Raw genomic sequence first — 25,679 nt, forward strand, 5'->3', positions numbered from 1 at the left:
ATGGATTTACAATATTTCGAGCAATGGGTTCTAAAAGAATTTGGAATAAATCTTTCTGCCTATAAATCAAATCAACTTCATAGAAGAATTTTAAGTCTTATGTCAAGGGTGGGTGTTAATTCTGTAGATGAATATATAGCACTACTAAAAAAAGATGAAGCTCAAAGAAAGAAGTTTCTGGATTTTATAACTATCAATGTTAGCGAATTTTTTAGAAATCCAGAGATTTTTGATGAATTAAGTGAAAAAATAAAAAGTGAATTGATTCCTAATAATAAAAATTTAAAGGTTTGGAGTGCGGCTTGTTCTATAGGTGCAGAACCATATTCAATTGGTATGATTCTAGATAATTTGTGTCCAACAGGGAGACATAAAATTATAGCTACAGATATTGATAACACTATTCTTGAAAGAGCTAAAAAAGGTGAGTATGTAGCTTCGGAAGTTAAAAATGTGAAAAATGAGTATCTTAATAAGTATTTTAAAATTGATGGTGACAAATATTTAGTTGATACTAAAATTAAAAGTATGGTAACATTTAAGAAGCATGACCTAATTTTAGAAAGATATGAAAATGATTTCGATTTAATTGTTTGTAGAAATGTCGTAATATATTTTAATCAGGATGTTAAAGATGCAATATACAAAAGATTTAGCAGTTCCTTGAAAAAGGGTGGTTTATTATTTGTAGGAGCCACAGAAAGCATATACAACTACAGAGACTATGGTTTTGAAAAGGCTTCAACATTTATCTATAGGAAGTTGTAAGGAGGTATAAATATGGATACATCACAATACCTTTCAATGTTTTTAGAAGAGTCTATGGACAATTTACAGACATTGAATGAATCATTACTTCAGTTAGAACAAGAACCAGATAATATTGATAAGTTAAATGAAATTTTTAGAGTGGCACATACTATAAAGGGTATGGCTGCAACAATGGGATTCAGTGAAATGGCCGAACTCACTCATAAAATGGAAGACGTTTTATCTAAATTTAGAGATGGTGAACTTAAGGTAACGCAAAAGGTTGTAACTGTACTATTTCAATGCTTGGATACTTTAGAGCGTATGGTAAATAATATATCTGAAGGAATTGAAGATGAAATTCCAGTTGATGGAATTATAAGTGAATTGGAGACTATTGCATTAGGAGAAACTTCAGAAGAAGTTGTTGAATCTAACGAAGAAGTATTAACTATTGATGAAGATACCATTAGCAGTGTGAAAAAAGAAAAAGTACAGCTTAATGAATATGATATTAACATAGTAAAACAAGCTTTAGATAAAGGATTCTATTCATATGATGTAAATGTTAAACTAAGCGAGAATACACTTTTAAAATCTGCTAGAGCATTTTTGGTTTTCAAAAGCCTTGAAGAAAGTGGAGAAATAATCAAATCAGTTCCTAGTGCTGAAGATATAGAAAATGAAAACTTTGATTTCGACATAGAGTTAGTATTTGTAACTAATAAAGATAAGAAATATGTTTATGATGGACTTATGTCTATATCTGAAATTACTGAAGTTACTATAGATGATATAGAATTGAGCAATTTAAAGGAACAAGCAGTATATAGCGCTATTGACAGTGTAGCAAAAGAAAATTCAATAAGTAATAATAGTGAAGTAAAAGTAAATAAGGCTGTCAAAAATAAGGAAGCATCAGCAAAAGATACTGTGAGGGAGACTTCAAAGGATAATAGTTCTGTTCATAAAAAATCCCACCAATCTGTAAGGGTTGATCTTGAGAGATTGGATAAATTTATGAATATGGTATCTGAGCTTGTAATTCACAGAACTAGATTAGAGCAAATTAGCAGTAATTATAGATTAGGTGAATTAAATGAAACTCTTGAGCAAGTAGCAAGAACAACTTCTGATTTGCAAGATCTTGTTATGAAAATTAGAATGTTATCCCTTGATGTGGTATTCAATAGATTCCCTAGAATGGTAAGAGATCTTTCAGTTGAATTAAAGAAAGAAATGGAACTTATTATTGAAGGCCAGGATACAGAACTTGATAGAACTGTAATTGATGAGATTGGCGAACCACTTATTCATTTAATTAGAAATGCAGCCGACCATGGAATAGAACCTAGAGAAGAAAGAATTGCTAAAGGAAAAGATCCAGTAGGCAAAATTAAGTTAGTTGCTTATCAAGAAGGAACAAAAGCAGTTATTAAGGTAGAAGATGATGGTAGTGGAATAGAAGTCGAAAGAGTTAGAGCAAAAGCTGAAAGAATAGGTATAAATACTGAAGGTATGAGTGATTCTGATATCAGAAATCTTATATTCCTTCAAGGTTTTAGCACAAACGAGCAAGTTACAGACATTTCGGGCAGAGGGGTAGGAATGGATGTCGTAAAGACAAAAATATCTGCTCTAGGCGGTACTGTTGATGTAGTAAGTGAGGTTGACAAAGGTACATCATTTATTATAAGATTACCATTGACTTTACAAATTATCCAAGCGCTTTTAGTAAAAGTAGGAAGTGAAACTATGGCAATATCACTTGGATATATAGATAGAGTAATTGATTATAAAGAGGACCTTGTTAAAAAGACAAACAATAAAGAAGTCATTATTTACAATGGAAATGTAATTCCATTAATTAGAGTAAATAAGAAGTTAAACCTAGAAGTACCAGAGAACAGTAAGCATTATATTGTGATAGTTAAGGTAGGAGAAAAGACCGTTGGGCTTCTTGTAGATGGATTATTTGGACAGCAAGAAATTGTAATTAAGCCTTTAGGAAAGACATTGCAAGGACTTAAGGAATATATTGGTGCTACTATTTTAGGTGATGGTTTAGTAACTTTAATTCTTGATGTGGCTGCTCTAATTTAGGAGGAATATTGTGATGGATTATTTGAATTTAAAGCCTATACAATTAGATGCATTAAGAGAAGTAGGCAATATTGGTGCAGGGAATGCGGCTACTGCACTTTCACAGCTCATTAATAAAAAGATTGATATGACTGTGCCAGCTGTTAATATTGTTCCTTTTGATGATATCTTTTCTAGAATTGGAGGAGAAGAGGTTGTTATTGGAGTTATAGTAAGAGTTTTAGGTGACACTCCAGGAAATATATTATTTATTTTTGAAAAGGAAGTTGCACTTAATCTAATTGAAACTCTAACAGGAGAAAGAGACGAGCAAATTACTGAAATGGGTAATTCAGTTTTATGTGAAGTAGGGAACATAATATCCAGCTCCTATATGAATTCAATTGCTAGATTTACAAATTTAGTAATTACTCCATCGGTTCCAGCAGTTACTTATGATATGCTAGGAGCTATACTATCTACAACCTTTATAGAATCTGGACAGTTTGATGACATGGTATTAGATATTGAAACAATATTTTTACAAAATAATGAGGAAATTAGTGGACACTTTTATTATATACCAATGCCAGGATCACTAGAAAAAATACTAGGTGCATTAGGTGTTAATTAATAATTAAAACAATTTTATTTAATTTAGGAATAGCCACAAAAGTGGTTTTTGATAGAATTGCGAGGAGGAAATAAAATGGCTAAAGTATTAATAGTTGATGATGCTGCTTTTATGAGAATGATGATAAAGGACATACTAGAAAAGAATGGATTTGAGGTTGTTGGCGAAGCTAGTAATGGACTTAAAGCAGTAGAATTATATAAGAAGGAGACCCCAGACGTAGTTACAATGGATATAACTATGCCTGAAATGGATGGTATAGAGGCAGTTAAAGCTATAAAAGCTTTTGATCCTGCGGCAAAGATAATAATGTGTAGTGCTATGGGACAGCAAACAATGGTAATGGATGCAATTAGAGCTGGAGCAAGAGACTTTATTGTAAAACCATTCCAACCAGACAGAGTATTAGAAGCCATTAGAAAAGTAATTGGCTAGGGGGAATAAATATGCAAGTTGTAATATTTAAACTAAATGATGAACAGTTTGCTGTTGAAACAGCAAAGGTTCAAAGCATAAATGATATGATGGAAATAACTAAAGTACCTAAGGCTCAAAGTCATATAAAAGGTCTTATAAATTTAAGAGGTAATATAATATCATTATTAGATATAAATTTACTACTTGATGTAGAGAAAAAAGAAAGCAGTCAAAGTAATATCATAATTCTTGAAATTCAAGAGGAAATGGTAGGAATTACAGTTGACCAAGTTGACGAAGTATTAGATATAGAAGAAGATATAATCGAAAAGGGTGAAGATGAGAGAAAAAAAGGTTATATCAAAGGTGTTATAAATTTCAAGGATAGAATTGTAACTCTTATAGATATTGAAAAACTACTTTTAAATTAGTAAGGAAATGAGGGGAATGTATGGCAGAAGTACTATCACAAAGCGAAATAGACGCTCTCCTGTCTGCCTTATCCTCTGGTGAATTAAAACCAGACGAACTTCCAAAAGAGGAAGACAAGCAAAAAATTAAGCCATATGATTTTAGAAGTCCTCAAAAGTTCTCAAAAGAACATTTAAGGACACTGGAATTAATTTATGATAATTATTCCAGAATTATTTCTAATTATCTTACAGCTCAAGTTAGAAGCAATGTAAAGGTAAAGATAGAGTCAATAGAGCAGATTACGTATGAGGAATTTATTCACTCTGTGTCAAATCCTACTATATTAACCATTTTTAAAATGCCTCCGCTTAGTGGCTCAATATTATTTGAAACAAATCCTCAATTTGTTTATCAAATAATAGATGTTTTATTAGGTGGAGCAGGAAATGGTAAGTACAAGAATAGGGAATTTACTGATATTGATAAAAATATTATAAGGCTTATAAACCAAAATCTAATTTCAAATATGAAATTGGCTTGGGAGGACGTTATGGAAGTAGAGCCAGAGATTGAAGGATTAGAAACTAATCCAGCTTTAAACCAGACTATGGCGCCTACTGAGCCTGTTGCCCTAATTACTATGTCTGCAGAAATGAATAAAAGCAGTTCATTGGTGAATATTTGTATTCCTTATTTAAGTATTGAAAAGGTATTAGATAGGCTTGTAGTACAATATTGGTTCCAGGATAATGATGAGGCACTTTTAAATGAATCACGTGAAAGGCTAAAAAACAGATTAAATATTGTAGATGTTGCAGTAACTGCAGTTCTTGGTAGTAGCAATATCACAATTGATGACTTTTTAAAGCTCAATGTAGGTGATGTGGTTACTTTAAATGAAAAGTGCAATAGCGCAGTTCAAGTTTATGTTGAAGATCAACCTCATTATTATGCAAAGCCGGGTATAGTAGGGAAAAATTTAGGAATCCAGATACTGGATATCATAGATAAGGATGTGGAAAATTATGAGTAATGGATTTCTTTCTCAAGAGGAAATAGATTCTCTTTTAAATGGAGGAGGCATGACTGCAGAGCCAGTACAGGAAGAGATTCTTTCTGATATAGAAAAGGATTTACTTGGTGAGATTGGAAACATATCCATGGGATCTGCCTCCACAGCACTGTCAACTATAATAAATCAACAAGTTAATATAACGACTCCAGTGGTTTCTGTAACAACATTGAAAAGTTTAAAGGATAATTTCCAAGTTCCTAATATTGCACTAGAGGTTAAGTATACTAGTGGAATTATGGGTGAAAACTTGTTAGTAATGAAGATAACAGATGCTGCTGTAATAGCAAACTTGATGATGGGTGGAAATGGTGTAGCAGAAAATACTGAGCTTTCAGAAATAGAGATAAGTGCTGTTTCAGAAGCAATGAATCAAATGATTGGTTCAGCTGCTACTTCTATGGCTACCATGTTTTCAAGAGAAGTTAATATATCACCTCCAGAATCTAGAATATGGAGCGATGCATCTAGCAATCTTTCAGATAATATAAACGATAATGAGGATATAATTCTAGTATCATTTAGATTAACTATAGGTGATTTGGTTGATAGTAATATAATGCAGCTTCTTCCTGTTGAAACTGCAAAGAAAATTGTATCAATCATGATGGGAACTGAGACTTCAGAGCCTACGAAGACAGCTGAACCTACAAAGATTGAGGAAACCGCTAAACCACAGGAAACTCAAAGACAGGAAACACATACACAACAAAGAGTAAGCCATGAAGAACCTCAAAGTTCTTACTATCAGGAACCAGTAAGACAGCAACCGCCTGTAGAAGTACAAAAAGCTGCGTTTCAACCTTTAGGCAATGCAGCGGCTTCAGCAATACCTAAAAATATTGATTTAATCTTAGACGTACCACTAGAAATATCTGTTGTTCTTGGTAGAACAAGAAAAAATATAAAAGATATATTAAGTCTTGGTACTGGGTCATTAATAGAACTTGATAAATTAGCTGAAGAACCTGTAGAGATACTTGTTAATGGTAAGAGAGTGGCTTATGGTGAAGTTGTTGTTGTAGATGAGAATTTTGGAGTTAGAATCACAAGTATAGTAAGCAGTGCAGAGAGAGTAAAAAGTTTGAGAGAGTAAGTTAAGAAGAAATAAAGTATTAATACTTTATTTCTTTTTTATTGGGTATAAATATTTTAAAAGTATAGACGATAATACTAGTAATAAATAAGGATAGTAAGGTTTAAGGAGTGTTAGATAATGAAGATAAATGGTGCTAGTGTAAATAAGGTTATTAATCTCTACAATGCAAATAAACAATCAATAGAAAAAAAGGATACAAAGGTAAAGAATGATAGCATAGAAATATCTACACTAGGCAAAAAATTAAGTGATTTATCAATTGACGAAAATATTGGCAATTCAGAAGAAAAGATAGAAGCTCTTAGAAATGAAGTTAAAAATGGGACCTATAAGCCAAGTTCAGGAAATGTAGCTAAAAAAATGTTAGACATTATAGGTGAGAGAGGAATTTAGTTATGAAAGATGAACTAAACAATATTTTAGAAAATGAGATGAAAGCTATAGAATTACTTTTAATTGCATTAGAAGAGCAGCATGAATGCCTTCTTAACAATGATGCAGTGACATTAGAAGCTTGTGTGAAAAATTTAGAAGACAAAAACAGAGAAATAGCAGACTTTGAAGTTAAAAGAAGACAAATAACAAAAGGTGAATCTATGAGTAAAATTGTAGATGAATTAGGAGATGAAAAACTTCAGCATAATTATCGCGAAATTAGAAAACTTCTTCAAATAACCGCAATTCAGAAGGATACAAATGAACTATTAATTAAGCAGGGGTTAGGCTTTACTAATAGAATGCTAAATATATTGAATCCTGATAGAGGTGCTAAAACTTATAATGGATATGGAAAAGTAAGATAATAGAAAATGAGGTGTACAGATGTCGGGTTTATTTTCAATTTTCAATACAGCAACAAGAGGTATGTCAACACAACAAAGGGCAATTAATGTAACTTCCCATAATATAGCAAATGCAAATACAGAAGGTTTTAGTAGACAAAGAGTTGTTATAGAAACAACTACACCTTTTGGAATGCCTAGTTTAACTAATGCAGCAGAACCAGGGCAAATGGGTACAGGATCCCAAGTTTCTGCAATCCAAAGGGTTAGAGATAGTTTTTTAGATTACCAAGTAAGAACAGAAACTAGCGTAAAAGGTCAATTTGATGCTAGAGAGAAGTTTTTGAGTGAAATTGAAGGAATATTAAATGAACCTGGGGATACTGGGATATCAACTCTTATAGGTAAATTCTTTGATTCATGGCAGACTTTATCACAGCAGCCACAAAGCTCAAATGCAAGAACTGTAGTAGCTCAACAAACAGCTGCATTAACTGATTCCTTAAATCATACAGCAGTTCAGCTTGACAAACTTAAAGAAAACACACAATTAATAATGAAGGATTCTATATTCGAATTAAATAATATGCTGGGTCAAATTGATCAGCTTAATCAACAAATTATAGGTGTAAAGGTTGCTGGCAATGAACCTAATGACCTACAAGATAAAAGAGATTTACTTCTTGATCAACTAAGTGCTAAATTTAACCTAACGGTTGAAAATAAGGAATTTGGAGGAATTGATTTAAGACCGGCTGATGCAACTGATCTTCAGGATTCTTCGGTTATAAAAGCTCAATTTAATAATAATTCTAAAAGGTTCTCATATGTAAGTAATATTGAAAAGGTTAATACTAACGGGAGCATAAGCGCTAACGGAGATGTATATAAAATTACTTATTATAAAAAGGGTAATATGTCTTCTGATGAAGATAGAGTTGAATTATATGTTTCTGGTATGTCAGCAGAAGATGTTAAACAACTAGACGAGTGTAGAGTGTTATGGGCTGAGAATGATGGTACGGCTATAGGAACACAAATGAAAAGTTCCTTTGATAATCCTGTAGACTTTAGATCATTAAAGCTATTTAAACCTTCTTCTGGAGAACTAAAAGGATATATGTCAGTACAAGCGGATATAAATGATTATAATGATCAACTAGATAAACTTGCAAAGGCTATTGCATTTTCTGTAAATGCTGTACACAGTGGTATGGAAGATGTAACTAGTAACGGAGAGCCAAAGAAGGATTATATGCCTTATTTTGTAAATGGTGATGTAGCAAGGTATGAAAATAATAAACTTGTAAATCTAGATGATGATCTTTTAGCGGGAAAATCAGGGGTGCTTTCTTCAGAAAAGGATATTACAGCTAAAAACATAACTATAAACAAACAGATATTAAATGATGTAATGCAAATAAAAACAAGAACACATGATAATATGTTTGATTATGAAAAAGATAATAACATTGATGGTGAAACTGATGGATCAAGGGCACTTGCAATAGCAAAATTAAGGGACTCTTTAATTAAAATTCAAGATATAGGAAGTACAATAAACGAAAGAGCTGATTTATTCAAATATGGCGGAAATACACTTGGAAATAATGGATTAGACTTTACAAGCAATATTAACGGTATGAAGGTGGACAACTATTATAGAGATGTCATTGACCGTCTTGGTGTGCAAAATCAAGAAGCTATAAGAATGGTAAAAAATCAAGAGTCATTATTGGATAGCTTCCAGCAATCAAGGGAATCGGTATCCGGAGTCTCATTAGATGAAGAAATGTCCAATTTAGTTCAATTCCAGCATGCTTATCAAGCTAATGCAAAGGTTATTTCGACTGTAGACGAGCTACTAGATGTAGTTATTAACGGGCTAAAGAAATAATATTAAGTAGTAAGAGGTGAAAAATAATGCGTGTAACAAATAAGATGCTTTCAAGCAGTTTTTTAGCTGATATGAGGGGAAACCTAGCTAATATGCAAAAGCTTCAGCAACAATTGACTTCAGGAAAGGAAATAAGAAGACCTTCTGATGATCCTTTCAAAGTAGCTAGAGCTATGCAGCTCACTACTGATATTAATACAAATAAGCAATATAATGAGAATATAACAAATACCATTAACTGGCTAGATACAACTGATACTGCACTAGGACAAGCAGGAAACGTTCTTCAAAGAGTTAGAGAATTACTTGTATCAGCTGGTAACGCTGGATACAGTGTTAACGAAAGAAAAGCTGTAAAGGATGAAATAAATCAAAAAGTTGGTGAACTTGCTCAAGTTTTAAATACTAACTTTGATGGAAAGTATGTTTTTGGAGGAAGCCGAGGAACAACAAAGCCTGTTGATGTTGAAAATCGAGATGCCCTTGGAAACATAAAGAATGCTGAACTATTTTTCTACAAAAATGGCGGTGGAAAACTAGCAACAGGTGATAATGAATTAGATATGCTTTCGAGCAAGCTTCAAGTAGAAATTTCTCAAGGAGTAACAATGGATTATAATGTTACTTCAACAGATATACTTAAGTTTACAAACGAAAAAGGCGAACAAATAGATATAGCAGATTTGTTTAAAAGAATAACTAATCATTTAGATGGAAAAAATGATAGCGGTACTGCATTAGATCCAACTTCTGTAAGTAAACTTACTGGTGATGATTTACTGCAAATTACAGATTCAATAACAAACCTACTTAGAATACGTTCAGAGGTAGGGGCAAAAGAAAACAGAATGGATTCTGCCAAGGATAAAAATGAAGAAGAAAACTTTAATATGACTGAATTATTATCTAAAACTGAGGATATTGATATAACGCAAAAAACTATGGAGTTTGCAACAATGCAGACTGTTTATACAGCTTCACTTCAAACTAGTGCTAGGGTTATACAACCTTCATTATTGGATTACTTAAGGTAATAGAGTGTTAACTAGTTATGAAGCAATTAATGAAATATGCGCATGGATTTCCAACTAATAAAACGAGGTGGAAAAAATGAAACTTAATACTAAATTTCATGGAATAGTTGAATATAATGAAGAAGATGTAATTACCTTTAAAAAGGGATTGCCAGGTTTTGAAAATTTAAGATCATTTATATTAATCCCAGTAGAGGAAAACAACATTTTTACTATACTTCACTCTATAGAAGATGACGAGGTGGGATTGTTATTAGTATCTCCTTTTGAGGCTGAGCCAGATTATGAATTAAAGCTTAACGATGAAAAAATTAATGAGTTGAAAATTGAATCTCAAAATGAAGTACTAGTGCTAAATACTGTTACATTAAGAAACAATATTAAAGAAATAACTACTAATTTGAAGGCTCCAATTATTATAAATATAAAAGAAAAACTAGGGGAACAAATAATACTAGATAACGAAAAATACTGTATAAAACATCCTCTATTTAAGGAGTGATAGAATGCTGGTAGTTTCAAGAAAAAAGGGTGAATCCATATTAATAGGTGATGATATTGAAATCACTATAATTAAGGTTGAAGAGGGCGCTGTGAAAATAGCAATATCAGCACCTAAGAATATACCTATTTTGAGAAAAGAACTATATAAAGAAGTTACAGAAGAAAATAAGTTAGCTATAATTGATAACTTTGATATACTTAAAAATTTTAAAAAATAGTGATGGGGGAAATAAATATGGAGTTAAGAAACATTGGCCAAGGGGGACAGGTCAATTCTGAAACTGTTAAAAATATTGATAAAAGCAACTCATATAATAGCACAGATGTGAAATATCAAGACGTTAATGATAAATCAGGTAAAGATTTAGTTGTAACTTCTATGGATAAAGATACAGATGAAAAGGCAATTAAAAAGGCTGTGGACAAATTAAATAAATTTCTTGAAGATGATAAAACTCATGCTGAATATGAAGTTCATGATAAGTTTAGGGATATAATGATAAAAATAGTAGATGACAAAACTGGCAAAGTTATTCAAGAGTTCCCACCAAAAAAGATATTGGATATGGTAGCTAAAATGTGTGAAATGGTAGGAGTTTTGTTTGATAAGAAAGCTTAATTAATAAAAAATTGGAGGTAGGTCATATGGAATTTAGATTAAATAAAATTGATACAGACTTACGCCAAAGGGTTAACGAGATTACTAAAGAAGGTAAGGTTCATGGAACAAAAAATATATCTATAAGTAAGGATGTTAGAGAAGACAAGAAAAAGAATAAAGATTTTAAAGAGTATTTGTCACAGCAAAAAAATAAAGACAAGCTTCATGTAGAAGCAATAAAGTCAGAAAATGTTGAGGTTGAGGGCTATATGGAAGGTTCAGATTCAGAGAACTCAGCAAAGGGTGTTTTTTTAGACATAAAAAAATAGGAGGGAACATCATGCAAACAAGCAATGCTTATAATGCATATAGAAATAACAGCATAAATTTTGCTTCAAAAGAACAACTCTTAATGATGCTTTTAGATGGTGCAGTAAAGTTTTCTAAAATAGGTAGACAAGCTATTTTAGATAAGGATATTCAAAAAGCACATGAGAATATTATTAAAACTCAAAACATATTTTATGAATTAGTAATATCCCTTGATTTAGCTAAGGCAGGGGACTGGGGCAAGGATATGGTTGAATTATATGAGTTTATAATAAAAAGGCTTACTGATGCAAATATGAAGAAAGATATTAAGATAATTGATGAGATTATTCCACTTATAGAAGATATAAAAGAAACTTGGAATGAAGCCTACAACATGTCAAAAAATATTCGATAACTATAAACAAAAATGGGATTTAGATTCATAATGGAGGTTGATTTATATGAGCGATATATCAGGCAGCTATAGCACACCATCTGGTATGACCGGTGCAGGTGGAGGGCAAATGTTAAGGATAACAGGTATGGCAACTGGACTTGACGTTGATGGAATGGTAAAGAAAATGATGTTAGCAGAGCAGACTAAGCTCGACAAAGTAAAACAAGCTCAGCAGTTGATAGCCTGGAGACAGCAGGCTTATCAAGATATTATTAAGGATATTAAGGATTTACAAAATTCATTTTTTGACCCATTAACTCCAGCAAATAACTTATTATCAACTACTAATTATAATAGTCTTATAGCTTCAAGCACAAATGCAACAGCTATAAATGCCACTGCTCAAACAGGAGCTGCTACAGGAACCTATACAATAAATGTTACTCAAATAGCACAAAGTGCTGCATTAGTTAGTAATAGTAGTTTAAATTCACAATTTAAGGTAACAGATCCAGCTAACTGGGGTGGAGCTGGAAAATCCATAACATTTAGTGTAGATGGTGTTGACGCTTCACCTATAGATTTATCAGGATTTACACCATCTGGGGATAACTCAAAGGATCTCCCTAATCTAGCTGCTTATATTAATAATCAAATTAGTAAAAATACAAGTTTAAACGGCAAGGTTTCAGCATCCTATGTTCAAGATGCAAATGGAAATAATATTATTAAATTTAGTCCATTATCAACAAGTGCAATACAAATAACTTCTACTGGGGTTTCTGACATTACAACTTTGAATACAAATTTTGTTTCTGCTTCTGGAAATATGAAGCTTACTTCCTTGGATTCAACGCTAAATACAAATCTTAATTTAAATTTAAACTATAATGGTAAAGATATAACTGTTAATTTAGACAATAGTGCAGCTGGGAAAAATGGAACAGCCACAATAAATGATTTAATCACAGCAGTTAAAACAGCTACAGGAGGACAAGTTACAGGAAGCTTTGATGATATGACGGGAAAATTTACATTACAAACTGTAAATACTGGAAGTAATACATCATTATCAATAACTGGAAATAGTTTGACAGCAGCATTAGGATTTTCGGGTAATCAATCTAAACAGGGATTGGATGCAATAGTTCAAATAACTGCTCCAGGAGCATCCTCTCCTACAACAGTTACAGAAAATTCAAATAATTTCACATTAAATAATATGACCTATTCATTGAATAGCACAGGTAATTCATCTATATCTGTTGACAATAATACTCAAGGCGTACATGATAAAATTAAAACATTTTTAGATAAATATAATGCGATTATAGATAAGATACAAACTAAACTAAATGAGAAAAAGAACAGTGACTATCCACCTTTAACAGATACACAAAAGAGTACAATGAAGGATTCTGATATTACTGCATGGAATACAAAAGCTCAGCAAGGTATTCTTAGAAACGATAACAATTTGCAAAAGCTACTTTCAGATTTAAGGAGTGCATTTGTATCTCCAGTAACGGATGCTACAGGCAAAAATGTTTCTAGTGTATACTTTGGAAGTTATGGAAGTGGTGCAATAGGAATTGACACTCCAAGTGGTGCAAGTACTGCAACAGATGGTGATAAGATTTCAATATCTGATGATAGTAAGCTAAACAATGTAATATTAAATCATGGAGATGATTTAATAAAATTATTCACTAATGTAGCAACAGATAGTAATGGTAAACAAATTTTTAATCAAAGCGGTATATTTCAAAGAATGAATACCATTCTTCAAAGTAATGTAGGATATACTGGTACAACCTTTAATAATGCAATACTTACAAAATATGCAAATGTACAAGATGATTTTAGTATTAATGGTGGTGCAGGTACAAATACTCTACCTGATCAGATTTATTATAAGCAACTGATGATAACAAAGATGGCTGCTGCTATGACAACCAAACAGGAGCAGTATTATAAGCAATTTTCTCAACTTGAGACAGCTATGAATAACTTAAATGCTCAGCAAGCACAATTGTCACAGCTAACATCAGGTTAATCAGGGTGGAGAGTGTAAATGAAAAGTGAATTAGTAGAAACTATGAAATTGATTTCAGTTATTACAGATGAAATTATTCAAATAGTTAAAGGTGATGATTATTCAGATTTACTTACTGCCTTAGAAAAGAGGCAGCAAACCATAAATTTCTTGGAAAGCTTGGGGTATTCTAAAGAAGAGTATAGAGAAGCTGAGATAAAGTATAGAATAATCAACCAACAACAACAACTATTCAAAATAATGGACATTAAAAAAGTTGAACTGATGGAAAAATTACAGGAGTTATCTAAAAATAAGGTCGTAACTAAAAGTTATAATCATAGTAACTTAAGTGGCTCTAAAATTTTTAGTAAAAAAATATAAAAAAATTATAATAAGCTATAAAGTATTTTTAACACCAAGCGATATATATAATATAAGTACTTAACAAACAAATACTGATTAGTTAATTAACTATGATAGTAAACTTTAAAAGTTTAACTATAAAAAATTGGCAAAGGATTGCCTAAACAAAATTCAAGGAGGAATTTAAAATGATAATTAATCACAATCTTAATGCAATGAATGCACACAGAAACATGACTGCTAACATAGGAGCAGCAGGAAAATCAATGGAAAAATTAAGCTCAGGTTTAAGAATAAACAGAGCTGGTGATGATGCAGCAGGACTTGCTATTTCTGAAAAAATGAGAGGCCAAATTAGAGGATTAGATCAAGGTTCAAGAAATGCTCAAGATGGTATTTCATTAATCCAAACTGCTGAAGGTGCTTTAAATGAAACTCACAGCATTCTTCAAAGGATGAGAGAACTTTCAGTTCAATCAACAACTGCAACTAATACAACAGCTGATAGAGCTGCTCTTCAAAAGGAATTTGGTCAATTACAAAGTGAAGTAACAAGAATAGCTACACAAACAAACTTCAATACAAAAACATTAATGAGTGGTTCATTTAGTGCTGCTGCAAATGCTTTACAATTCCAAGTAGGAGCTAATGCTGGTGAAAAAATAAACTTACAATTATCAACTATGACTGCAACAGGATTAGCAGTTAATGCCGCTTCAATATCAACAGCAGCAGCTGCATCAGCTGCAATAACAACTGTAAATACAGCTATTGCAACTGTTTCTACTGAAAGAGCAAATCTTGGTTCAGTACAAAATAGATTAGAGCATACAATCAATAACTTAAATACTGCAAGCGAAAACTTACAAGCATCTGAGTCTAGAATAAGAGACGTAGATATGGCAAAAGAAATGATGAATTATTCAAAGAATAATATACTTCAACAAGCTGCTCAAGCTATGCTTGCACAAGCTAACCAAGCACCACAAGGAGTTCTTCAATTATTAAGATAATTGAAGAAGAGTTAATTTAACAAACATAAAAAACCTTCAAGTTAGTTACTTGAAGGTTTTTTTATTAGCTAAAGTTTATTCTAAAATATTCGATAAATTAAGTGAGTTAATTTTATGACATAGGAGGACGAAATGAATCCAATAACTGAATATGCGTTACAAAATTTAACGATAGATAAAGGTTTAAGTTCAAACTATTTTATAGAAAAGAGCAAAGACAATAAAAATATAATAAAGATTATTAAAAATAGTAAGCCATTTTATATTGGCAGTAACTATTCAGTAACTAGAGATATTATTAATTTTATGAATCAAGTGGGTGATTATAATGTAAATACTATATTTGTAGTTTTTGGATTAGCTGCTGGTGAACATATAGTTGATTTGCTACACAATATTAGTGATAGCAATAAAATACTTATTATTGAACCAGATGAAAATATAATAAAATTGTTTTTAAATACAAAACAATACATTGATAACATTATTAATAATGATAGGGTTGTACTTACATCATGCGAGGAAAAAATGCTTGATATAATAATTAATAAGTATATAGAGGACTTCGCCATAAATAATATCAAGTTTTTAATTTTTGCAAATTATGATAAATTATATAAGGAAAAATATCTGCTCAGTTATAACGCGATTAAAAAATATATAGAAGTTAAGGCAATGAATATTATTACAAATCAACGATTTTCAAAGGATTTTTTTAAATGTTTTGTTAAAAACATAAAGCATATCATTAAGAGTACACCACTAAATGAAACAAAGAATTCATTTAGTGGAATACCAGCAGTAGTCGTATCGGCTGGCCCTTCATTAGAAAAGAATATTGAACAATTGAAAAGAGTTCAAGACAAATTTTTAATAATTTCTGGTGGAAGAACTATTTCTGCATTGAATAAAGTTAATGTTTATCCTCATTTAGTATCAGTAATTGACCCTGGTGAAGCTTCTTATGAAGTAATAAAAAATTCTTTAGAATGTGATGCACCTCTTCTTTTTTGTGAGGTTACAAATCATAAAGTAGTAGAAGAGTACTCAGGAAATAAAATTTTTACTCAGGAAGGGTATATCTTGAATGAGGTTACTAGAGAAATTTTAGAAACAAAGGTAGATGCTCTCTATCAAGGTGGATCTGTAGCACACACTTGTGCAGCTTTTGCTCAATATTTAGGTTGTAATCCAATTATTTTTATTGGGCAAGATTTTGCTTTTACTAATAATAAGCTGCATGCAGATATAGCAAGTATAGAAATTAATAACATAAATGATAAAGAAACTATTATGGTTGAAGGTGTGTATGAGGATCAAGTACCAACAAGTAAATTGTTTGATATTTATAGAAAAAATATGGAACAGTTTATTGAGAACCACACTGATACTACTTTTATTAATAGCTCTGAAGGGGGGGCTAATATAAAAGGTACTAAGGTTATAAAACTACAAGAAGCAATAGAATTATATGGGAAAAGAAATTTAGATAAAGATATGTTTAGTATTATAAGAAATAAATCATATAGTTTTAATGAAGAACTTATTAAAGCAAACATAGAAACAATTTTGAAAGACTTAGAAAATTTAAGAAATAAATGCAGTGTGACTGTTGAATATTCCAAGGAAGTTTTGGAGTACTATGAAAATAGTAAGAAGAAGAATATTAATCTATTGCTTAGTAAAATTAATGAGATTAACAACAATATAGGAAAAGTTAAATTCATTAGTAATCTTCTACAACCTGTAATTTTCCAAGTATTAATGAACCCTGAATATATGGAAAAAATAAATGAAACTGAAAAAGAAAGAGGTACAAGATTTGCAAAACAAGCCATTAAATTATATTCAGAAATAATAATCTCAATAGATGAAGCTGTACCATATGTAAAAGAATGTATTGAGGAATTAAGCAAAACGGAGGTATACAATGGATAAGGAAAAACAAGAAGCTTTAGTTACAGCTAGTGAATATATTGTTAATTTAAAATTAGGATTAAAAAAAACAGCAGAATTTTTTCAAAATTACGATGAGACAAAAGGCTCAGCTCTTCTTTATAAAGTAATTGATGGTTTATATTGGATAATGGATGTTTTAGTGTATACAAAAATTGTATCAGATGAAGAAGTTGTAGAAATTAATGATAATTTTAAAAAAGTTGTGAATGCATTTGAAAATGAAGATTATGTTTTAATTGGAGATTTACTTTTTTATGAAGTTATGCCTATCATGGATAATATTGAAATAAAGATAAATAAGTGTATTTAAAGGAGGATGTGATTTGGCAGATATAATTATTTTTAAAGGAAGTGGGCAATATGATGCTCTTCAATATTTTGCAGATAAACTATATGAAGCATTTATAGAAGAAAATATAAATGTAAGATTACTTGATCTTGTTGAAAGTCAATTATCAGTCGATGATTTAGAATTTCTTATAAAAAATGAAAGACCAAAACTATTTATAGGAATTAATACTAATGGTTTTAATATAGGGGAAACTAAATATTATAAATTTTTTAATGTAAATCATTTAGCAATATTAATTGATCATCCAATATATCATCTGAATAGCTTAGATTTTTCTGCAAATACACTTTATATTTCATGCGTAGATGAGGACAGATTATCTTTCCTTAAAGATACTAAAAATTATAATAGGGGCTTTTTACTTTATCATGGTGTAGATAGTAAAATAAAATTTAATGCCTTTGATAAGGAAAATGATATGGTCTTTTTTGGTAGCCTCTATGATTACGAAGATAAGAGGGCTCAATGGAAGAATAAGTATAATGACGATATTATAAAAGTTTTAAACACTGCATTAGAAATAGGAATATATAATTCGTTCATGCCTGTTCAAGATATTATGGATTTAGCTTTAAGATATTGCGGTTATGAATTACATGATTATAAGCAAATTGAAATAGGTAGATTATTAATTACTGAAATTGATGGCTATCTTAGAAATTACCATAGACACAAGTTTATAAGTAATATTAAGGAGAATAAAATAGTCATACATGGTAATGGATGTTGGGATAAATATTTTAATGGCTGCAATAATATTGATATTAGACCTGAAGTTAAAATGAATGAAGCAGTTAATATTATGCAAAAGTCTAAAATAACTATCAACTGTACAATTACGGGTATGTATAATGGAAGTCATGAGAGACCATTTATGGCTGCAATGGCTGGAAGTGTAGTTTTATCTAACTATTCACCTTTCTATGAACGAGTTTTTGGGGAAAGCGCAGTTCTTACTAATATTTTAGATATGAATGATATAGACAATAAGATAAATGGTATATTAAATGATGAATCATTAAGAATGAATATGGCATATAAGGCTAGAAAAAATGTTGCCGAAAATCATACATGGAATAGCAGAGTGAGGCAAATTATGTCTATGTTAGACTAAGAGTATATTTGGGATATTAAACTTAAAGTTTCTAATTTTATGTTTTATTATAGAAAGGTGACTTGGAATGGATGATCAAATGAGTTAATAAATGAATATAATTGTTAGAATAAATAGTGAGTTAGTAATAGTTGGTCGATTTAATGCAGGTATAAAACTTGCTGAAGGAAAATATGCTGCATGCATTTGTAATGATTTTATATTCACAGTAAATTGGCTCGATAATTTACTTAAACCTATTGAATCAGATGAATCAATAGGTTTTGTTTCTCCAGGTGCTAATATAGTAAGTAATTATCAACAAATAAATTCAAATTATAATACAATAGTTGACCTAGAGAAATTTGCTGAAAACTACAATGTTTCTGTTCCAAAGAAGAGGGAAAAAAGAATTAGATTATTGGCATGTGTTTTGATGTGTAAGATTGAATTGTTTAAAAATATAGTAGGTTACGATTCTAGATTTTACTTTGGAGACTTTGCAGATGATGATATCAGTTTCAGAATTCGAAGAGCTGGCTGTAAACTAATATATGCTAGAGATACATTTGTTCATCATTTTGGTTCTGTAACTGTAAAAGAGGATCATATTGAATACAATTCACTAGAGATAAGTAGAAAAAATTTTATTGATATTGGGATTAATGCTACAATATATAATTCAAATCTAGAAGATAATGCGGTAGTTTTTGTGAATGATAGTGGGGAAACCAATGTTAAGTTTAAATTAGAACCGTGGTCAAAGCAATGGTTTGTTTGATTTATCATACATGAATATATTCATTGATTAAAGGAGTAGTAAATATGCAAAGAATTATTAAAGTTTTACAAACTAAAGAAGGAAATTATACTTTATCTATTGATAATGTTCTTTTGCATAGTAAATATTATCCTTCTAAAGAAGCTGAAAGATTTGTAGAAAATAATTTGGATAAGATTAAAGCTAAAGAATTTGTTGTTATTTATGGTATAGGGCTAGGATATCATTTAAAGGAAATAATGAGGTTAGTAGATGAAAATTGTAAAGTTTTTGCCTTTGATGCTGATATGGAAGTGATTAAAAAAAGTGAAGAGTTAGGAATGTTAGATGAACTAAAAATGGATAAAAGAATACAATTCTTTTATGGATACAATAGAGCGTTTTTTCAGGAAATGTCAATAAAAATGAATTTAGTAGAAGATATTATAATATACAAACCTTCAATAAGGACTATGCCATCAGAATATGAAGATTTAATAAATATATTAAATTCATATGAATTAGCGAAAATTGCTGTAGAAAGATTTGGTGATATAGCAATTGAAAACTATAAGGCTAATTTAAAGGAAGAATACAAAACTATGCAGAATTTCTTTAATATAACAAATTTTTCTCATAAACCTGTGGTAATAGTTGCAGGGGGACCTTCTTTAGAATACAATTTATCAAATTTAAAAAAATATAGAAATAAAATACATGTTTTTTCTCTTGGTAGAACAATAGATATTTTAATGAAAAATCAAATAAAACCTGATATATTAACGATTATTGATCCACAAAATATTGTATATGAACAGATTAAGGATTATTTAGAATTAGATATACCATTATGTTTTTTAAGCACAGCATGCAATAGTGCGGTAAAAAACTTTAAAGGGCCTAAGTATATATTTTTTAATGATTTCGACGAAAATAATAAGGAAAAGATTATTATAAATACTGGGAAGTCTGTAGCAGTAGCTGCTTTAGATATAGCAATAAAATCTGGTTCAAAACAGATAGTTTTAGTAGGGCAAGATCTAGCATATCTGAATAGTAAGTTTCACGCTGGAGATAATTTAAATCAAAAAGATAATTTAACAACAAAAGGATTAAAAAAAGTAGAAAGCGTAGACGGTGAAATGTTGGATACTACTATGGGACTTATAGAATTTAAAAGGAATATTGAAAATATAATACAAGATAACCCAGATGTGAAGTTTTATAATTGTAGCAAGGGTGCAAAAATAAGTGGAACCATAGAAATGAATTTTGAAGATTTGTTCAGTTAATATTTTATTTATTTAAAATTAATTCGAAACGGTGAGTGATGATATTATGAAAGTTGTATGTATAATGCAAGCAAGAACAGGTTCAACAAGATTGCCAGGTAAGGTTTTAAAGATAATATGTGGAAAAACTGTTTTAGAGCATGATATTGACAGATTAAAAAGAGTAAAAAATATAGATGAAATAATAATTGCTACTACTACTCATGAAAAAGATGATGTTATAGTGGAAGAGGCTAATAGATTAGGAGTAAAACATTATAGAGGTTCTGAAAATGACGTTTTATCAAGGTATTATTATGCTGCAAAAGAGAATGTTGCTGATATTATAGTAAGAGTTACAAGCGATTGTCCACTCATTGATAGTGAAGTTACTGAAAAAATAATTCAATATTATGTCGATAATAAGAATAAATATGATTATGTAAGTAATACTATTAATAGGACATACCCTAGAGGCTTGGACACAGAAGCTTTTAGTTTTAATGTACTAGAGAAGGCATTTAATGAAGCAGTAAGTAGTAGAGATAGGGAACATGTTACGCCATATATATGGGACAATCCGACAGTATTTAGTCTATTCCAATATAAAAATGACATAGATTACTCTAATTTAAGATGGACATTAGATACAACAGAAGATTATGAATTAATAAATCGTATTTATTCCAGTTTATATCCACTTAAAGGTAATGAATTTAATATGAATGACATAATTGAATTATATAATGCTTTTCCAGTACTTAGAGAAATAAATAAGAATATTGAGCAGAAAAAGGTTTAATATGCGTAAATTGTAAAAAGGATTGATAAAATGAGGATATTATTTTTAACTAATAATAAAATATCTTATGAATTATATAATTGGATAAAAACTAAAGAAAATGAAGATGTAACCTTGTTTGAAGACCGTATAAATATAGATTTTGTAAGGAATTTCAAGCCTGATATTATTATTAGCTATAATTATAAATATATAGTAAAAAAAGAAGTAATAGATTATATGAAAAATAAAATTGTTAACTTACATATATCATTACTTCCATGTAATAAAGGTGCTTCACCAAACTTGTGGAGCTTTTTAGAGGATACACCGAAAGGAGTTACAATTCATTTGCTTGATGAAGGATTAGATACAGGAGACATACTTTTTCAAAAAAAGATTTATTTTGATGAAAGTAAAGAAACATTAAAATCAAGCTACATTAAGCTTCATCAAGAAATACAAAAACTATTTAAAGAAAATTGGAACAAAATTAAAAGCGATAATCTGGTACCAATTCCTCAAGTTGGCGCTGGTAGTAAGCATTTTATTAAAGATTCTAATAATATTATGAGTTTGATAGATAGTTGGGATATTACAATTTTAGAGCTAAAAGAAATATATAAAAAATCTAAAGGTGATTTATGATGAATAAAATTAAAATTGACAATGTTATTATTGATAATAATAACAGTACTTTTATAGTAGCTGAGCTTTCAGCTAATCATTTGCACAACTTTGACAATGCAGCTAAATTAGTAAAAGAGGCAGCAAAAGCCGGAGTAGATGCTATTAAACTTCAAACCTATACTGCAGATACTATAACTATTGAATGTAATAATGAATATTTTCAAATTAAACAAGGAACATTATGGGATGGTAGATCATTACATAATCTTTATCAAGAAGCATTTACTCCATGGGAGTGGCAGCCTAAATTAAAAAAAATTGCAGAAGATGAGGGACTTATTTGCTTTTCCTCTCCTTTTGATAAAACTGCAGTAGATTTTCTTGAAGAAATGAATGTACCTGCCTATAAAGTAGCATCTTTTGAAATAACAGACATTCCTTTAATTGAATATATGGCATCTAAAGGAAAACCTATGATTTTAGCTACAGGTGTGGCAACAATAAGTGATATAGAGGGAGCTGTTAGAGCTTGTAGAAGAATGGGAAACAATGAAATAGCTGTTCTTAAATGCATTAGTGCATATCCGGCTCCGATAGAGGATATGAATTTAAGAACTATACCTAATTTAGCAGATACATTTAATGTAATTCCCGGATTATCAGATCATACTTTAGGAATTACAGTTCCAATAGCTGCGGTAACTTTGGGAGCAAAAATAGTGGAGAAGCATTTTACTTTATGCAGAGCTGATGGTGGACCAGATGCAGCTTTTTCCTTAGAACCAGATGAATTGAAAAGTATGGTAAAGTCCATAAGGGAAGTTGAAAAAGCTTTAGGTAACGTTAGCTATGATTTAACTGAGGAAACGAATAAAAGTAGAGAATTATGCAGATCTTTATTTGTTGTAAAAGACATGAAAAAAGGGGAAGCCTTTACTGAAGAAAATTTACGATCCATAAGACCTGGATTTGGCATGCATCCTAAATACTATAATGAAGTGATTGGAAAAGTGGCAAGTGATGATATAAAAAGAGGTACTCCGATGAAGTGGAATCTAATAAAATGATTAGTAGTAAACCTACTAATCTATTTCTTTTTTGAGCACAGTATAAACTATTCAGAAAAAAACTCGAAAATAGTAACTAGACGTATAATAAAAACTTAATTAAAGGGAGTGTTATCTTATGAATGAGAAACTTGCCATAAATGGTGGGAAAAAAATAAGAGATACATATTTATCATATGGCAGACAATGTATAGATGATAATGATATACAAGAAGTAATAAAAGTACTAAAAGGAGATTTTTTGACTACAGGTCCAAGTGTAAAAAAATTTGAAGATAAGGTAGCGAGTTATGTTGGAGCAAAATATGCTGTTGCTGTTAGTAATGGTACTGCTGCTCTTCATGCTGCATGCTTTGCCGCAGGTATTAAAGAAGGTGATGAAGTGATAGTATCTCCAATGACTTTTGCGGCTTCAAGTAATTGTGTTTTATATTGTGGCGGGAAGCCGGTTTTTGTAGATATTGATCCTAAGACATATAACATTGACGTTAGTAAAATAGAAGAGAAAATAACTAAAAATACAAAGGCTATAATACCTGTAGATTTTACTGGCCAAGTTGCAGATTTAGATAAAATAAACGAAATTGCAGAAAAATATAATTTAACAGTAATTGAAGATGCTGCTCATGCTCTTGGTAGTGAATATAAGGGTAATAAAGTAGGAACACTTTCACATATGACAGAGTTTAGCTTTCATCCAGTGAAACCTATTACAACTGCAGAAGGCGGAATGATAGTTACTAATGATGAGAAACTGTACCAAAGGTTAGAACTTTTCAGAACTCATGGAATTACAAGAGATAAAGGACTTATAAGCCACAATGAAGGTCCATGGTATTATGAGCAGATAGATTTGGGGTATAATTACAGAATCACAGATGTTCAATGTGCCTTAGGAAGCAGTCAGATGGATAAAATAGATGGTTTTATAAAGAGAAGGAGAGAAATAGTAGGAAAATACAATATAGCTTTTAAGGAGTTAAATGATTTTATAACTACACCTTATGAAGCAGAATTTTCAAATTCAGGCTGGCACATTTACGTTATAAAGCTTAATTTGGATAAGTTAAAGGTTTCTAGAAAAGAAATATTTGAAGCATTACAAGCTGAAAACATAGGTGTAAATGTTCATTATCTTCCAGTTTACTTACATCCTTATTATAAAAATTTAGGATATAAGAGAGGAATCTGCCCTGAAGCAGAAAAATTATATTCACAGATTATTACATTACCTTTGTTTCCTAATATGACTGATAGTGATACTAATGATGTAATTGAAGCAGTAAAAAAGGTTATTATGAATTATAGAAAATAAGCAATGTATATACGGAGGAGCATGTATGGGATACTACACTAATAAAAAGATATTAATAATAGGTGGAACAGGTACTATAGGGCAGGGGTTAGCTAAAGAATTACTAAAGAATGATCCAAAGGTAATTAGAATTTTTAGCAGAGATGAATATAAACAATTTAATATGGAAAATGAACTTACAGATAAAAGCAAATTTAGATTTTTAATTGGTGATGTAAGAGATTACGAAAGAGTTGAAAGAGCTATGAATGATATTGACATAGTTTTTAACTTAGCAGCAATGAAGCATGTTACTTCTTGTGAGTACAATCCATCTGAAGCAATTAAGACTAATGTAATAGGAATGGAAAATGTAATCAAAGCAGCTTCTCATCACAATATTGATTGTGTAGTATTTACAAGTTCGGACAAGGCAATAAATCCAGCAAATTCCTATGGAGCAACTAAACTTTTGGCAGAAAAACTTGTGCAAGCTGCCAATTTTAGTAAGGGTAAAATAAAGACAAGATTTGTAGCTGTGAGGTTTGGTAATGTAATGGGTTCTAGGGGTTCGGTTATTCCTTTATTTAAAAAACAAATTGAAGATCGAAGAAAAATAACTGTTACAGATCCAGGAATGACAAGGTTTATGATGAGTATTACTCAAGCTGTTAAGTTAATTATGGATGCTGGTGAAAAATGTATAGGCGGAGAAGCGTTAGTCCTAAAAATGCCTGTAATAAAACTTACAGATCTAGCTGAAGTGGTAGTTGAGGAAAGCTGTGAAAAATTAAGGATAGATAAGGAAGAAATAGAAATACAGAGTATAGGATTGAGGGCTGGGGAAAGACGCTTTGAGGAACTAATGACAAAGGAAGAATCTGAGTCTGCCTTTGATCTTGGAGATATGTATGCGGTGCTTCCGTTATCCAATGTGAATAGATTAAGAGAAATTTATTTAAAATATCCTAAAGCAGAAGTTGGAAGTTATAATTCTTCAGATAAAGATGTTTTAAATAAAGAAGAAGTAAGAAAACTACTTAAAGAAGAAGGTCTAGTGTAA

At 30.6% G+C, this 25,679-nt stretch carries 29 protein-coding genes; all 29 read left to right on the forward strand.

Going from position 1 to position 25,679, the window contains the following annotated elements:
* Complete coding sequence (locus tag bsdE14_RS19250) at positions 1-768, forward strand: CheR family methyltransferase (RefSeq protein ID WP_264851616.1); 768 nt, start codon at positions 1-3, stop codon at positions 766-768.
* A 12-nt stretch (positions 769-780) separates the two neighbouring features.
* Positions 781-2,853 (forward strand): chemotaxis protein CheA, encoded by a 2,073-nt coding sequence (locus bsdE14_RS19255; protein ID WP_264851617.1) that lies wholly within the window; start codon positions 781-783, stop codon positions 2,851-2,853.
* Between the two features lie 13 nt (positions 2,854-2,866).
* Positions 2,867-3,466 (forward strand): chemotaxis protein CheC, encoded by a 600-nt coding sequence (locus bsdE14_RS19260; RefSeq protein ID WP_264851618.1) that lies wholly within the window; start codon positions 2,867-2,869, stop codon positions 3,464-3,466.
* A 75-nt stretch (positions 3,467-3,541) separates the two neighbouring features.
* Complete coding sequence (locus bsdE14_RS19265) at positions 3,542-3,901, forward strand: response regulator (protein WP_264851619.1); 360 nt, start codon at positions 3,542-3,544, stop codon at positions 3,899-3,901.
* An 11-nt stretch (positions 3,902-3,912) separates the two neighbouring features.
* Complete coding sequence (locus bsdE14_RS19270) at positions 3,913-4,314, forward strand: chemotaxis protein CheW (protein WP_264851620.1); 402 nt, start codon at positions 3,913-3,915, stop codon at positions 4,312-4,314.
* 20 nt (positions 4,315-4,334) lie between these two features.
* Entirely contained in the window at positions 4,335-5,330 is a 996-nt protein-coding gene (gene fliM, locus bsdE14_RS19275; protein WP_264851621.1) for a flagellar motor switch protein FliM, read from the forward strand.
* Positions 5,323-6,465 (forward strand): flagellar motor switch phosphatase FliY, encoded by a 1,143-nt coding sequence (gene fliY / locus bsdE14_RS19280; protein ID WP_264851622.1) that lies wholly within the window; start codon positions 5,323-5,325, stop codon positions 6,463-6,465. The genes fliM and fliY overlap by 8 nt, the downstream gene beginning before the upstream one ends.
* Positions 6,466-6,585: 120 nt before the next feature.
* A complete protein-coding gene (locus tag bsdE14_RS19285; protein WP_264851623.1) occupies positions 6,586-6,861 on the forward strand; it encodes a flagellar biosynthesis anti-sigma factor FlgM in 276 nt (91 codons plus the stop codon).
* A gap of 2 nt (positions 6,862-6,863) precedes the next feature.
* Positions 6,864-7,271: a flagellar protein FlgN gene (locus bsdE14_RS19290; protein WP_264851624.1), complete on the forward strand. Its 408-nt coding sequence runs from the start codon at positions 6,864-6,866 to the stop codon at positions 7,269-7,271.
* Between the two features lie 19 nt (positions 7,272-7,290).
* On the forward strand, positions 7,291-9,147 hold the full coding sequence (gene flgK / locus bsdE14_RS19295) for a flagellar hook-associated protein FlgK (protein ID WP_264851625.1): 1,857 nt from the start codon (positions 7,291-7,293) through the stop codon (positions 9,145-9,147).
* A gap of 26 nt (positions 9,148-9,173) precedes the next feature.
* The gene (flgL, locus tag bsdE14_RS19300; RefSeq protein WP_264851626.1) at positions 9,174-10,181 is read left to right on the forward strand and encodes a flagellar hook-associated protein FlgL; all 1,008 of its coding nucleotides are present in this window, start codon (positions 9,174-9,176) and stop codon (positions 10,179-10,181) included.
* A gap of 76 nt (positions 10,182-10,257) precedes the next feature.
* Positions 10,258-10,683, forward strand: a complete 426-nt coding sequence (gene fliW / locus bsdE14_RS19305; RefSeq protein WP_264851627.1) for a flagellar assembly protein FliW — start codon at positions 10,258-10,260, stop codon at positions 10,681-10,683.
* Between the two features lie 4 nt (positions 10,684-10,687).
* Positions 10,688-10,903: a carbon storage regulator CsrA gene (csrA, locus tag bsdE14_RS19310; protein WP_264851628.1), complete on the forward strand. Its 216-nt coding sequence runs from the start codon at positions 10,688-10,690 to the stop codon at positions 10,901-10,903.
* Positions 10,904-10,920: 17 nt separating this feature from the next.
* Positions 10,921-11,304: a flagellar protein FlaG gene (locus bsdE14_RS19315; RefSeq protein WP_264851629.1), complete on the forward strand. Its 384-nt coding sequence runs from the start codon at positions 10,921-10,923 to the stop codon at positions 11,302-11,304.
* A 26-nt stretch (positions 11,305-11,330) separates the two neighbouring features.
* Entirely contained in the window at positions 11,331-11,615 is a 285-nt protein-coding gene (locus bsdE14_RS19320) for a hypothetical protein (protein ID WP_264851630.1), read from the forward strand.
* A gap of 11 nt (positions 11,616-11,626) precedes the next feature.
* Complete coding sequence (fliS, locus tag bsdE14_RS19325; protein WP_264851631.1) at positions 11,627-12,013, forward strand: flagellar export chaperone FliS; 387 nt, start codon at positions 11,627-11,629, stop codon at positions 12,011-12,013.
* A gap of 46 nt (positions 12,014-12,059) precedes the next feature.
* Positions 12,060-14,051, forward strand: a complete 1,992-nt coding sequence (gene fliD / locus bsdE14_RS19330; protein ID WP_264851632.1) for a flagellar filament capping protein FliD — start codon at positions 12,060-12,062, stop codon at positions 14,049-14,051.
* Between the two features lie 18 nt (positions 14,052-14,069).
* Positions 14,070-14,414, forward strand: a complete 345-nt coding sequence (gene fliT, locus bsdE14_RS19335) for a flagellar protein FliT (protein ID WP_264851633.1) — start codon at positions 14,070-14,072, stop codon at positions 14,412-14,414.
* 170 nt (positions 14,415-14,584) lie between these two features.
* Positions 14,585-15,409: a flagellin N-terminal helical domain-containing protein gene (locus tag bsdE14_RS19340; protein WP_264851634.1), complete on the forward strand. Its 825-nt coding sequence runs from the start codon at positions 14,585-14,587 to the stop codon at positions 15,407-15,409.
* A gap of 132 nt (positions 15,410-15,541) precedes the next feature.
* Positions 15,542-17,347 (forward strand): motility associated factor glycosyltransferase family protein, encoded by a 1,806-nt coding sequence (locus bsdE14_RS19345; protein ID WP_264851635.1) that lies wholly within the window; start codon positions 15,542-15,544, stop codon positions 17,345-17,347.
* Positions 17,340-17,678: a DUF8042 domain-containing protein gene (locus bsdE14_RS19350; protein ID WP_264851636.1), complete on the forward strand. Its 339-nt coding sequence runs from the start codon at positions 17,340-17,342 to the stop codon at positions 17,676-17,678. Before bsdE14_RS19345 ends, bsdE14_RS19350 begins: the two co-directional genes overlap by 8 nt.
* 13 nt (positions 17,679-17,691) lie before the next feature.
* Complete coding sequence (locus bsdE14_RS19355; protein WP_264851637.1) at positions 17,692-18,834, forward strand: glycosyltransferase; 1,143 nt, start codon at positions 17,692-17,694, stop codon at positions 18,832-18,834.
* Between the two features lie 91 nt (positions 18,835-18,925).
* Entirely contained in the window at positions 18,926-19,594 is a 669-nt protein-coding gene (locus bsdE14_RS19360) for a glycosyltransferase family 2 protein (protein ID WP_264851638.1), read from the forward strand.
* Positions 19,595-19,638: 44 nt separating this feature from the next.
* Positions 19,639-20,865 carry a motility associated factor glycosyltransferase family protein gene (locus bsdE14_RS19365; RefSeq protein ID WP_264851639.1) on the forward strand — a complete coding sequence of 409 codons (1,227 nt, stop codon included), beginning with the start codon at positions 19,639-19,641 and terminating at the stop codon, positions 20,863-20,865.
* A 46-nt stretch (positions 20,866-20,911) separates the two neighbouring features.
* Positions 20,912-21,646, forward strand: coding sequence for a glycosyltransferase family protein (locus bsdE14_RS19370; protein ID WP_264851640.1), 735 nt, complete (start codon positions 20,912-20,914; stop codon positions 21,644-21,646).
* A gap of 30 nt (positions 21,647-21,676) precedes the next feature.
* Positions 21,677-22,273 carry a formyltransferase family protein gene (locus bsdE14_RS19375; protein ID WP_264851641.1) on the forward strand — a complete coding sequence of 199 codons (597 nt, stop codon included), beginning with the start codon at positions 21,677-21,679 and terminating at the stop codon, positions 22,271-22,273.
* Complete coding sequence (pseI, locus tag bsdE14_RS19380) at positions 22,270-23,322, forward strand: pseudaminic acid synthase (RefSeq protein ID WP_264851642.1); 1,053 nt, start codon at positions 22,270-22,272, stop codon at positions 23,320-23,322. Before bsdE14_RS19375 ends, pseI begins: the two co-directional genes overlap by 4 nt.
* A 118-nt stretch (positions 23,323-23,440) precedes the next feature.
* Positions 23,441-24,637, forward strand: coding sequence for a UDP-4-amino-4,6-dideoxy-N-acetyl-beta-L-altrosamine transaminase (gene pseC / locus bsdE14_RS19385; protein ID WP_264851643.1), 1,197 nt, complete (start codon positions 23,441-23,443; stop codon positions 24,635-24,637).
* A gap of 25 nt (positions 24,638-24,662) precedes the next feature.
* Positions 24,663-25,679, forward strand: coding sequence for an SDR family NAD(P)-dependent oxidoreductase (locus bsdE14_RS19390; protein WP_264851644.1), 1,017 nt, complete (start codon positions 24,663-24,665; stop codon positions 25,677-25,679).

This window comes from Clostridium omnivorum, from assembly GCF_026012015.1.
Taxonomy (GTDB): domain Bacteria; phylum Bacillota; class Clostridia; order Clostridiales; family Clostridiaceae; genus Clostridium_AX; species Clostridium_AX omnivorum.

Coding starts and splice junctions, on each gene's coding strand:
- pseC (WP_264851643.1), top strand. CDS start 23,441: ATGAATGAGAAACTTGCCATAAATGGTGGGAAAAAAATAAGAGATACA.
- fliS (WP_264851631.1), top strand. CDS start 11,627: ATGCAAACAAGCAATGCTTATAATGCATATAGAAATAACAGCATAAAT.
- bsdE14_RS19270 (WP_264851620.1), top strand. CDS start 3,913: ATGCAAGTTGTAATATTTAAACTAAATGATGAACAGTTTGCTGTTGAA.
- fliW (WP_264851627.1), top strand. CDS start 10,258: ATGAAACTTAATACTAAATTTCATGGAATAGTTGAATATAATGAAGAA.
- csrA (WP_264851628.1), top strand. CDS start 10,688: ATGCTGGTAGTTTCAAGAAAAAAGGGTGAATCCATATTAATAGGTGAT.
- bsdE14_RS19350 (WP_264851636.1), top strand. CDS start 17,340: ATGGATAAGGAAAAACAAGAAGCTTTAGTTACAGCTAGTGAATATATT.
- bsdE14_RS19340 (WP_264851634.1), top strand. CDS start 14,585: ATGATAATTAATCACAATCTTAATGCAATGAATGCACACAGAAACATG.
- bsdE14_RS19345 (WP_264851635.1), top strand. CDS start 15,542: ATGAATCCAATAACTGAATATGCGTTACAAAATTTAACGATAGATAAA.
- bsdE14_RS19365 (WP_264851639.1), top strand. CDS start 19,639: ATGCAAAGAATTATTAAAGTTTTACAAACTAAAGAAGGAAATTATACT.
- bsdE14_RS19255 (WP_264851617.1), top strand. CDS start 781: ATGGATACATCACAATACCTTTCAATGTTTTTAGAAGAGTCTATGGAC.
- bsdE14_RS19320 (WP_264851630.1), top strand. CDS start 11,331: ATGGAATTTAGATTAAATAAAATTGATACAGACTTACGCCAAAGGGTT.
- bsdE14_RS19375 (WP_264851641.1), top strand. CDS start 21,677: ATGAGGATATTATTTTTAACTAATAATAAAATATCTTATGAATTATAT.
- bsdE14_RS19390 (WP_264851644.1), top strand. CDS start 24,663: ATGGGATACTACACTAATAAAAAGATATTAATAATAGGTGGAACAGGT.
- bsdE14_RS19265 (WP_264851619.1), top strand. CDS start 3,542: ATGGCTAAAGTATTAATAGTTGATGATGCTGCTTTTATGAGAATGATG.
- pseI (WP_264851642.1), top strand. CDS start 22,270: ATGATGAATAAAATTAAAATTGACAATGTTATTATTGATAATAATAAC.
- fliT (WP_264851633.1), top strand. CDS start 14,070: ATGAAAAGTGAATTAGTAGAAACTATGAAATTGATTTCAGTTATTACA.
- bsdE14_RS19260 (WP_264851618.1), top strand. CDS start 2,867: ATGGATTATTTGAATTTAAAGCCTATACAATTAGATGCATTAAGAGAA.
- fliM (WP_264851621.1), top strand. CDS start 4,335: ATGGCAGAAGTACTATCACAAAGCGAAATAGACGCTCTCCTGTCTGCC.
- bsdE14_RS19290 (WP_264851624.1), top strand. CDS start 6,864: ATGAAAGATGAACTAAACAATATTTTAGAAAATGAGATGAAAGCTATA.
- fliY (WP_264851622.1), top strand. CDS start 5,323: ATGAGTAATGGATTTCTTTCTCAAGAGGAAATAGATTCTCTTTTAAAT.
- bsdE14_RS19285 (WP_264851623.1), top strand. CDS start 6,586: ATGAAGATAAATGGTGCTAGTGTAAATAAGGTTATTAATCTCTACAAT.
- bsdE14_RS19370 (WP_264851640.1), top strand. CDS start 20,912: ATGAAAGTTGTATGTATAATGCAAGCAAGAACAGGTTCAACAAGATTG.
- bsdE14_RS19315 (WP_264851629.1), top strand. CDS start 10,921: ATGGAGTTAAGAAACATTGGCCAAGGGGGACAGGTCAATTCTGAAACT.
- fliD (WP_264851632.1), top strand. CDS start 12,060: ATGAGCGATATATCAGGCAGCTATAGCACACCATCTGGTATGACCGGT.
- bsdE14_RS19250 (WP_264851616.1), top strand. CDS start 1: ATGGATTTACAATATTTCGAGCAATGGGTTCTAAAAGAATTTGGAATA.
- bsdE14_RS19360 (WP_264851638.1), top strand. CDS start 18,926: ATGAATATAATTGTTAGAATAAATAGTGAGTTAGTAATAGTTGGTCGA.
- flgL (WP_264851626.1), top strand. CDS start 9,174: ATGCGTGTAACAAATAAGATGCTTTCAAGCAGTTTTTTAGCTGATATG.
- flgK (WP_264851625.1), top strand. CDS start 7,291: ATGTCGGGTTTATTTTCAATTTTCAATACAGCAACAAGAGGTATGTCA.